Origin of the sequence: Methanobrevibacter sp. (genome assembly GCF_045577275.1) — an archaeon.
Lineage (GTDB): Archaea > Methanobacteriota > Methanobacteria > Methanobacteriales > Methanobacteriaceae > Methanobrevibacter.
This window is the reverse complement of the sequence record NZ_JAZNIB010000051.1, coordinates 1-8,756: the sequence shown is the minus strand read 5'-3', so window position 1 is coordinate 8,756 and position 8,756 is coordinate 1. Positions and strand designations below refer to the sequence as shown.

At 33.6% G+C, this 8,756-nt stretch carries 8 protein-coding genes; 5 read left to right on the top strand and 3 right to left on the bottom strand.

Annotated elements, in window-relative coordinates; translation table 11 throughout:
* The 3 genes from ACKI67_RS01710 to ACKI67_RS01700 all read right to left on the bottom strand — a co-directional run.
* On the bottom strand, nt 1-560 hold a 560-nt coding region (locus ACKI67_RS01710; protein WP_407461666.1), incomplete at its 3' end, for an aconitase family protein.
* Between the two features lie 120 nt (nt 561-680).
* Entirely contained in the window at nt 681-2,465 is a 1,785-nt protein-coding gene (locus ACKI67_RS01705; RefSeq protein WP_407461665.1) for a glycosyltransferase, read from the bottom strand.
* 112 nt (nt 2,466-2,577) lie between these two features.
* Nucleotides 2,578-3,837 carry a nucleotide sugar dehydrogenase gene (locus ACKI67_RS01700; RefSeq protein ID WP_407461664.1) on the bottom strand — a complete coding sequence of 420 codons (1,260 nt, stop codon included), beginning with the start codon at nt 3,835-3,837 and terminating at the stop codon, nt 2,578-2,580.
* A 262-nt stretch (nt 3,838-4,099) separates the two neighbouring features.
* Between ACKI67_RS01700 and rfbD the strand changes: the two genes are divergently transcribed.
* The 5 genes from rfbD to ACKI67_RS01675 all read left to right on the top strand — a co-directional run bounded on the left by rfbD (nt 4,100) and on the right by ACKI67_RS01675 (nt 8,730).
* The gene (rfbD, locus tag ACKI67_RS01695; RefSeq protein WP_407461663.1) at nt 4,100-4,960 is read left to right on the top strand and encodes a dTDP-4-dehydrorhamnose reductase; all 861 of its coding nucleotides are present in this window, start codon (nt 4,100-4,102) and stop codon (nt 4,958-4,960) included.
* Between the two features lie 102 nt (nt 4,961-5,062).
* Nucleotides 5,063-5,935 carry a glucose-1-phosphate thymidylyltransferase RfbA gene (gene rfbA, locus ACKI67_RS01690; protein WP_407461661.1) on the top strand — a complete coding sequence of 291 codons (873 nt, stop codon included), beginning with the start codon at nt 5,063-5,065 and terminating at the stop codon, nt 5,933-5,935.
* 93 nt (nt 5,936-6,028) lie between these two features.
* On the top strand, nt 6,029-6,592 hold the full coding sequence (gene rfbC / locus ACKI67_RS01685) for a dTDP-4-dehydrorhamnose 3,5-epimerase (RefSeq protein ID WP_407461660.1): 564 nt from the start codon (nt 6,029-6,031) through the stop codon (nt 6,590-6,592).
* Nucleotides 6,593-6,687: 95 nt separating this feature from the next.
* Nucleotides 6,688-7,695 carry a dTDP-glucose 4,6-dehydratase gene (gene rfbB, locus ACKI67_RS01680; RefSeq protein WP_407461659.1) on the top strand — a complete coding sequence of 336 codons (1,008 nt, stop codon included), beginning with the start codon at nt 6,688-6,690 and terminating at the stop codon, nt 7,693-7,695.
* Between the two features lie 54 nt (nt 7,696-7,749).
* Nucleotides 7,750-8,730, top strand: a complete 981-nt coding sequence (locus tag ACKI67_RS01675; protein WP_407461658.1) for a glycosyltransferase family 2 protein — start codon at nt 7,750-7,752, stop codon at nt 8,728-8,730.
* Nucleotides 8,731-8,756 lie beyond the last annotated feature (26 nt).

Genomic DNA, 8,756 nt, shown 5'->3' with positions numbered 1-8,756 from the left:
TCTGCTCCAACTTGCCCTATGATATGTAGGATCACATCCTTTGCAGAGACATTTTCCTTTAGACTTCCGTTAATGTTGAATTGTATGGTTTCTGGAACCTTAAACCATAATTGGCCGGTTGACAGCACCATTGCCATATCTGTTGATCCTATTCCTGTTGCAAATGCTCCGAAAGCTCCGTATGTGCAGGTGTGTGAATCTGCACCTACAATAAGGGTTCCTGGCAAGACATGCCCTTTTTCAGGTAAAACTTGATGGCACACTCCTTCATTAACGTCATAAAAATGTTCTATGTTCTGCTCTTTTACGAAGTTTCTCATAAAAATATGATTGTTTGCAGAATCCAATGAATCTGCTGGGACTTGATGGTCAAAAGGAATAACTATTTTTGATGAGTCCCAAACCTTTTCAGTTCCAATCTTATTGAAGGATTCTACAGCAAGAGGGCCAGTTAAATCATGAATCATGGCTATATCAATATCAGCCATTACGATTTCACCCGCTTCAACTTCTCCTTTACCAGAAGCCCTAGCTAAGATTTTTTCAGCTATTGTTGTCATTCAATCACCTTAAAATAGTCTAGTTTTCTTAAATTATTGTTAGTTATGTAGTTATTAGTTAGTAGTTAGTTAGTAGTTAGTTAGTAGTTAGTAGTTAGTATTAAGTTAGTTATTGTGGAATTAGATATAATATACATCAACTTCAATCGCATCGTTTCCATCAAGATAATCTAATCTTCTTCTTGGAATGACCTTATTTTCGTAATCTTTTTCAATGCCTAATGTAAATCTGTCTTCTCCTTCACAAACGGCATAATTATCGTTAAGATATTTATAATGCAATATTGCCTTTTTAATGAAATCTGAATCTAAAAGGTCATTTGTTATTATCCAATATTCGCTATCGATTTTGTCTTTCAATTCTTTTTCATAATCTTCTTTTTCAATATAAATCTCTTCAATCTCGGCATGTTTTTCTTTGATTGAATCCAAATCAAGCTCATCATTCAATGATTTTTGAGATAGGATGATCTGCAGATTCTTAAATGGATAATCGATTTTGTCGAAATTGTCAATAATGTCCTCTAAATTGTTCAAGTCTTCGATTTTGTAGATTATGGAGATATGGTCTTCTTCCTCAATGTATTCAAATCCCATTGTATCCAAAATCTGTTTCCATCTTTCAGTATAAGTGTGATTTTCTAAAACATTATAAAGGTTATTCAATCTCTTTTCTTCATAATCTCCATTGAAATCAGGTAATGTTTCCATATCGTTAAATTCAAATACATTGTCTTTGAATATCTTCCTGACACCTTTGGAATAGTTTGTAAGGATATTCACATTGGACATGGAATATTCAAACACCCTTCTTGCAAACATGGTTTCTGATTCGGTAACTGAATTGATGTTCAAACCCCATTTTGCCTGTCTGTAAACGATTGGTGTCTCATCATAAGGTATTGCAGGATTAATGTATTTGTCATACTTTTTAGGGAAGTGAGGGCCTTTCCTGGAAGAATAACGGTCGTATATCTTCATCTTTTTCCATTGTTCATCAATTTTATCAAGAACCTCAATCATCAATCTTGCTCTTTCAGGGTATTTTTCAGTATACCTTCCTGCAAAGATAACTGCATCGATGGTTTCTCCAGTCACATTCAATGGATTGAAAAGCTTTGGCTGTGCTGCAAACAGCAATGCATTAACATTCGGATGGTTGAAATCCTTTTCATAACATTCGATGCATTCCTTTGCAGTGGTAAATATATAATCAAATTCCTTTGCAGTTTCAGCAAATGAATAGGTTTCAGTCCTATAGTTTGGAGGATCTTCCTTATTCCAAAAAACTGTAGGGATATTGTTTTGCCTACAGTATTCCAATATTTTAAGCAAGATTTTCGTGTTGTCCTTCTTATTGTACCATTTTATTACCTTGTCTCTCCAAGGGCCTTTTCCTGTGTAATTATGTCCATCCCAAGCTGATTCACAAAAGAAGATGTCAGGCTTTTCCTTCATTTCCTCTTTCCAGGTTTTAGGATGAATGCTTATAGGAGTGAATTCATATTTGAAACAGTCATAAGTGAATTGGTCAGAGATGAATGCAACCTTAAAGTCCTTCAGTTTTTTAGGCTGTTTTTTATTTGCAGTTTTGCCTTTAGCATCAGCTTTAGCTTTAGCATCTGTTTTAGCTTTATTTTCTGAACTTTTAGAAGGCTTATTTTTAGCTTTGCCTTCCCCTTTAATCTTTGCATACTTTCTCCAAACCTTGTAAGCTTTGGTTGATTTGAAATGCTTATTCTCTTTTTTTAGCTTTTTGACATCCTTATTTAATTTTTCATTCAATTTCTTTTCATCTTTAATGATTTTGGACAATTTTTCGTTTTCCTTTCTCAATTGTTCCATAGAGTCCTCAAGCTCATATCTTTGATATCTTTCGTTTAGGTAATTTTCATGTTGGGTCATTTTATCATCTACTTGGGCTCGTAATAATGTCTTACCATTAAATCTAAATCATCATCAATCATAATTCTATCAAATATTATTCTATCAAGTATTCTACCGATATTATTCAAAATCAGTGTATGAATTTGTATAGGTTGCCGAAATTGATTAATGTAATGTCATCATCAGCTGTTTTTAGGATATTCTTTGTATCGAATATGATAGGGCATTTCATATTTTCCTTGATTGCTTCGAAATCCAATTCCTTGAATTGGTCGTGGTCTGCTAAAATCAATATCAATGAGGAATCCTTGATTGCATCCTCAAATGAAAGGTATTCTGGGTTGTCGAAGTGTGGGTCATGGATTGCAACATCATATCCTGCTGCCTTTAATCCATAAATTATTTCAAATGCAGGGCTTTCCCTTGCATCATCAGTATTCCCCTTGTATGCCACTCCAAATATGCTGACCTTTTCAGCATCCTCATCTAAGTTTGCAAGTATCTTGCCAGTATTTTCGATTACAAATCCTGGCATGCTGTTGTTTGTATCCCTTGCCAATTTGATTATTTTTGCAACATCAGGTGCTTTAGCATAAATGAAATATGGATCGATTGCTAAGCAATGGCCACCTACACCTGGGCCAGGACTATGGATATTTACTCTTGGATGTTTGTTTGCCATTTCAATTACATCTAAAGCATTCACTCCAATTTCTGCACCAATTTTAGCAAGTTCATTTGCAAGTGCAATGTTCACATCTCTGAATGTGTTTTCCATACATTTGGATAGTTCTGCTGTTTTTGCTTCAGTTTCAATTATTTCCCCTTTTACAAAGGTTCTGTAAACATCTGCAGCTTTGCGGCTGCATTCTTCAGTAATTCCTCCAACTATTCTATTGTTATTCACTAGTTCAAACATGATCTGTCCAGGAAGAACTCTTTCAGGGCAGTGAGCAAGGTAGAGGTCTTCTCCGATGATATATCCTTCCTCTTCAAATATAGGCTTTACAACTTCGTCAGTGGACATTGGAGCTATTGTAGATTCAATTATTACAACATTTCCCTTCTTCAAAACAGGCAAGATTGATTTGCATGCTGAGATGACATAGCTTAAGTCACAGCTTAAATCTTCCTTCACATAAGGTGTAGGCACTGTAATGATAAATGTATCTGCCTCTTCAGGAGTTTCTGAGGCATGATAATGGCCTTTTTCCACAGCATTTTTAATTGCATCAGATATTCCAGGTTCTTCTATATGAGCTATTCCTTGATTTAATTTCTCTACAATTTCCTTATTGACATCAACTCCAAGAACCTCACATCCATTCTTAGCAAATAATGCTGCAGTTGGTAAACCAATATATCCTTGTCCTACAATACAAATTTTCATAATTATCGCCTATATTCAATTTTAGATAAGTTTTAGTTAAATTCAAAATCAAATTTTGATTTTTAGAAATTAATTTCTAATCTTTAGATTTTTAGTTAATTCTTATATTAAGTTCGTATATGTATTATTTTAATATTTCTATATTATAAATATATTTAACTGTTTTATATGGTATATTTATATTTTATAAAAATAAAAGTTATATTATAATACTTTATAATTGATTTGATATTATTGAGTTCATTTGAGGAGTATATTATTTATGAAAATATTAATCACTGGCGCTTATGGAATGTTAGGGTCTGATTTGAGAGAAGTTCTTAAAAATCAGGAATTGATAGTGACTGGGTCTAAAGACTTGGATATCACTGATGAGGAAAAGGTCGTAGAGTTTGTTTGTGAAAATTCTCCAGAATTGGTTATCAATGCTGCTGCATATACTGCAGTTGATGATTGCGAGACTCACTATGACGATGCATATGCAGTAAATGCATTAGGCCCTAAGAATTTAGCTATTGCATGCAATAAGTTAGATATTCCTTTAGTCCATATCAGCACAGATTATGTTTTCGATGGAACCAAAAGGACTCCTCTTATAGAGGCTGATAAGTTAGGTCCTCAAAGTGCCTATGGAAAAACCAAATTGGCAGGAGAAGAATTCATCCAAGAGAATACTGACAAGTATTTCATTCTTCGTACAGCATGGCTATATGGCCTTCATGGAAATAATTTTGTTAAGACAATGTTGGATTTGGCAGAAAATCATGATGAAATAACTGTTGTTGACGATCAGGTTGGATCCCCAACATATTCCTTTGACTTGGCTGTTGCAATCACAAATCTCTTGTTCAGTGACAAGTATGGAATCTATCATGTAACAAACGAAGGTGAATGCTCTTGGTATGAGTTTGCAAAACTGATATTTGAATTGTCAAATATTGATGTCAAGGTTGTTCCAGTCACAACCGAAGAGTTCCCAAGGCCTGCTCCAAGACCTCATTATTCAGTTTTAAATAATAAAAAATGGAATTCCTCTGGATTTGTTCCAATGAGAACTTATCAGGAAGCATTAAGTGAATATTTATCATTATATAATTTTTTTAAGAAGACCAACCGGATCTAATGGTCTTCGAATATGAAAATCAGTTTTATAAAAAATTCAGTTTTAAAAAATTTGTTCAATAAAAGAATTAGTTTAACATTATAATTTAAAAGAAGTGATTATATGAAAGGGATAGTATTAGCTGGAGGTTCTGGAACAAGATTGTATCCGATTACCAAAGCTGTTTCAAAGCAGTTATTGCCTTTATATGATAAGCCAATGATCTATTACCCAATATCTGTTTTAATGTTGGCAAACATCAAGGAAATTCTCATTATTTCAACTCCTCGTGACTTGCCTATGTATCAGGATCTACTCGGAGATGGTTCTGATTTAGGAATTTCTTTTACCTATGCTGAACAGACCAATCCAAACGGTTTGGCTGAAGCTTTCATAATAGGTGAAGAGTTCATCGGCGATGATAGTGTAGCTCTTATTTTAGGAGATAATGTTTTCCACGGACACAGATTTACTGAGATATTGGAAAGGGCATGCAGTCTTGATGAGGGTGCAGTTATCTTCGGTTATTATACAAACAATCCGGAAGCTTTTGGTGTAGTTGAATTTGATGATGATTGGAATGTTCTCTCAATTGAGGAAAAGCCAAAGAATCCTAAATCAAATTATATCGTTCCTGGACTTTATTTCTATGACAATGACGTAATTGAAATAGCGAAAAACGTCAAGCCATCAGAGAGGGGTGAATTGGAAATCACCTCAGTTAATGAAGAATATCTTAACAGATCCAAACTTAAAGTTGAATTGCTCGGTAGGGGAATGGCTTGGTTAGATACAGGAACTCATGACGGTTTGCTTGAAGCAAGTAACTTTATTGAAACTGTTCAAAAGAGGCAAAGCCTATACATTGCTTGTTTGGAAGAGATAGCATACTTAAAAAAATACATTACAAAAGAGGATTTGTTAAAATTGGCGCAGTCACTTAAAAAGACTGACTATGGCCAATATTTAATTAAATTGGCTAATAGAAAACTTTAATCAGTGATTTAAGTTTTAATATTTTTTAAATTAATTTATTCGAATTAATTTTAATCGGGATATGTCATACAATTATTATTATGGAGTGTTAAAATGGGAAAATTTAAAATTGTTAAAAGTGAAATTGAAGGTGTTTTTACTGTTGAACCAACTGTCTTTGGGGATGAAAGAGGATATTTCATGGAAACATATAATGAAAATGACTTTAAGGAAGAAGGCATTGACTTAACATTTGTTCAGGATAATCAATCAAAATCATCTAAAGGGGTTCTTAGAGGACTTCATTTCCAATATACTCAACCTCAAGGCAAATTAGTCCGTGTCATTAAAGGGGAAGTCTTTGATGTTGGTGTTGATTTGAGAAAAGAATCAAAGACATACGGAAAATGGATTGGTGAAATCTTATCTGAAGAGAACAAGAAACAGCTTTTCATTCCTAAAGGTTTTGCTCATGGATTCTTGGTCTTGTCTGATGAGGCTGAATTCGTTTACAAATGCACTGATTTCTATAACGGTGAAGATGAAGGAGGAATTCAATGGAATGATCCTGACATCGGTATCGAATGGCCTTTAGGAGATTTAACTGAAGATGATATACTTTTATCTGAAAAGGACCAACAATGGAAACCAATGAAGGAAACTCCTACAGACTTTTAAGCGATTTTTAAATTTTATTGGATTTTATTATTGCTTTAAAATTCTTATCATTTTAAATTTTTATTATTTTAATATTTATCAAAAGAAGGTGTTTTATGACAAAAATTTTAGTTACTGGAGGAGCAGGATTTATAGGAAGTAATTTCGTAAAGTATATGCTTGAAAAGTATCCTGATTATGAAATTATCAATTTAGATGCTCTTACATATTGTGGAAATCTTGAAAATTTGGAAGATATTGAAGATAATCCTAATTATAGCTTCGTGAAGGGAGATATTCAAGATGAGGAATTAGTGGATTCCCTTGTCAGCGATGTAGATTATATAGTTCATTTTGCTGCAGAAAGTCACGTTGACCGCAGTATCGAAGATCCTCAAATCTTCATTAAAACCAATATTATAGGAACTCAAGTACTATTGGACGCTGCAAAGAAACACAAGATCAAAAAGTACTTGCAGGTGTCCACCGATGAGGTTTATGGAAGCCTTGGACCTGAAGGATATTTCACTGAAGAAACCCCACTTCAGGCAAACAGTCCTTACTCAGCTTCAAAAGCTGGTGCAGATTTAATGGTTAGAGCTTATGGCGAGACATTTGGACTTCCAATAAACATCACCCGTTGCTCCAATAATTATGGGCCTTACCAATTTCCTGAAAAATTGATTCCATTAATGATTTCAAATGCTTTGGAAGATAAGGAATTGCCTATTTACGGTGATGGAAAGAACATTAGGGACTGGTTGCATGTTTACGACCACTGCAGTGCAATTGACCTTGTTCTTCATAAGGGTAAGCTTGGGGAAGTCTACAATATTGGTGGCCATAACGAAAAGAGAAATATTGAAATCGTCAAGCTCATATTGAAGGAACTAAATAAGCCGGAATCCTTAATAAAATTCGTCAAAGACAGATTAGGTCATGACAGACGTTATGCAATAGATTCCACTAAAATCACAGAGGAATTAGGTTGGAAACCTAAATATACCTTTGAAACAGGAATTATAGAAACAATTAATTGGTATTTGGATAATCAGGATTGGATGGAAAAGGTAAAATCCGGCGAATATCAAGAGTATTACGAAAAGATGTATTCTAAAAAATAAATCTGATGATTAAAAGAAAAGACAAGATAAAATAGATAAGGATTAAGGGATCTTATGAAAGTCTCAGTAGTAACTCCAAATTATAATGGTTTAAAATTCTTAAACAGCTATTTTGAAACCTTATTGATTCAAAGCAGGTTTATTGAAGAGATCATTATAATAGATAATGCATCTACTGACGGAAGTGTAGAATTTATAGAAGAGTTCATAAGAAGCCCTAATTATCCAATCGACATAATACTTATAAGGAATGATGAGAATTTAGGATTTGCTCCTGCAGTTAATCAAGGTATAGAGATTGCAAAATCTGAATATATCTATTCCCTCAACAATGATGTTGAACTGGAGTGGAATGCATTGGAAGAAATCATCAAGGCAATGGACGAGTCAATTGCCCTTGGGGAAAATCCATTCTCATTCCAATCAAAGATGATTCAGCATCATAATAGAAATCTGATTGATGATGCGGGAGATGAATATACCTTACTTGCCTGGACCAAAAAGATTGGGGATGGCCAACCTGTAGAAAGATATGATGAGAAAAGGGAGATATTTTCATCTTGTGCAGGTGCTGCATTGTATAGAAAATCAGTCTTGGAGGAAATAGGTCTTTTTGATGAAGATTTCTTTGCATATGTTGAGGATATAGACCTTTCATATAGGGCTCAGATTTATGGGTATAAAAATTATTTCTGCCCTAATTCAATTGTTTATCATTATGGAAGTGCAACAAGCGGAAGCAGATATAATGAATTTAAAATCAAATTGGCTGCACGAAATAACGTATTTTTAATCTATAAGAACTTCCCAATCATTCAAAAAATAATCAATTTTATTTTCTTATTCATAGGATTTGCAATAAAGTATCTTTTCTTTGTAAGGAAAGGTTACGGTTCCTTGTATTTGGAAGGAATCAAGGAAGGTTTGAGAAATAGAAAAAAATTAAATAAGACACCATTCTTGAGAAAAAATTGGAAAAATTACTTTAAGATTGAATGGAAACTGATAAAAAATATTTTTGCTTATCTTAAATAATCTGTACTTAAATAATTAGTTAAATA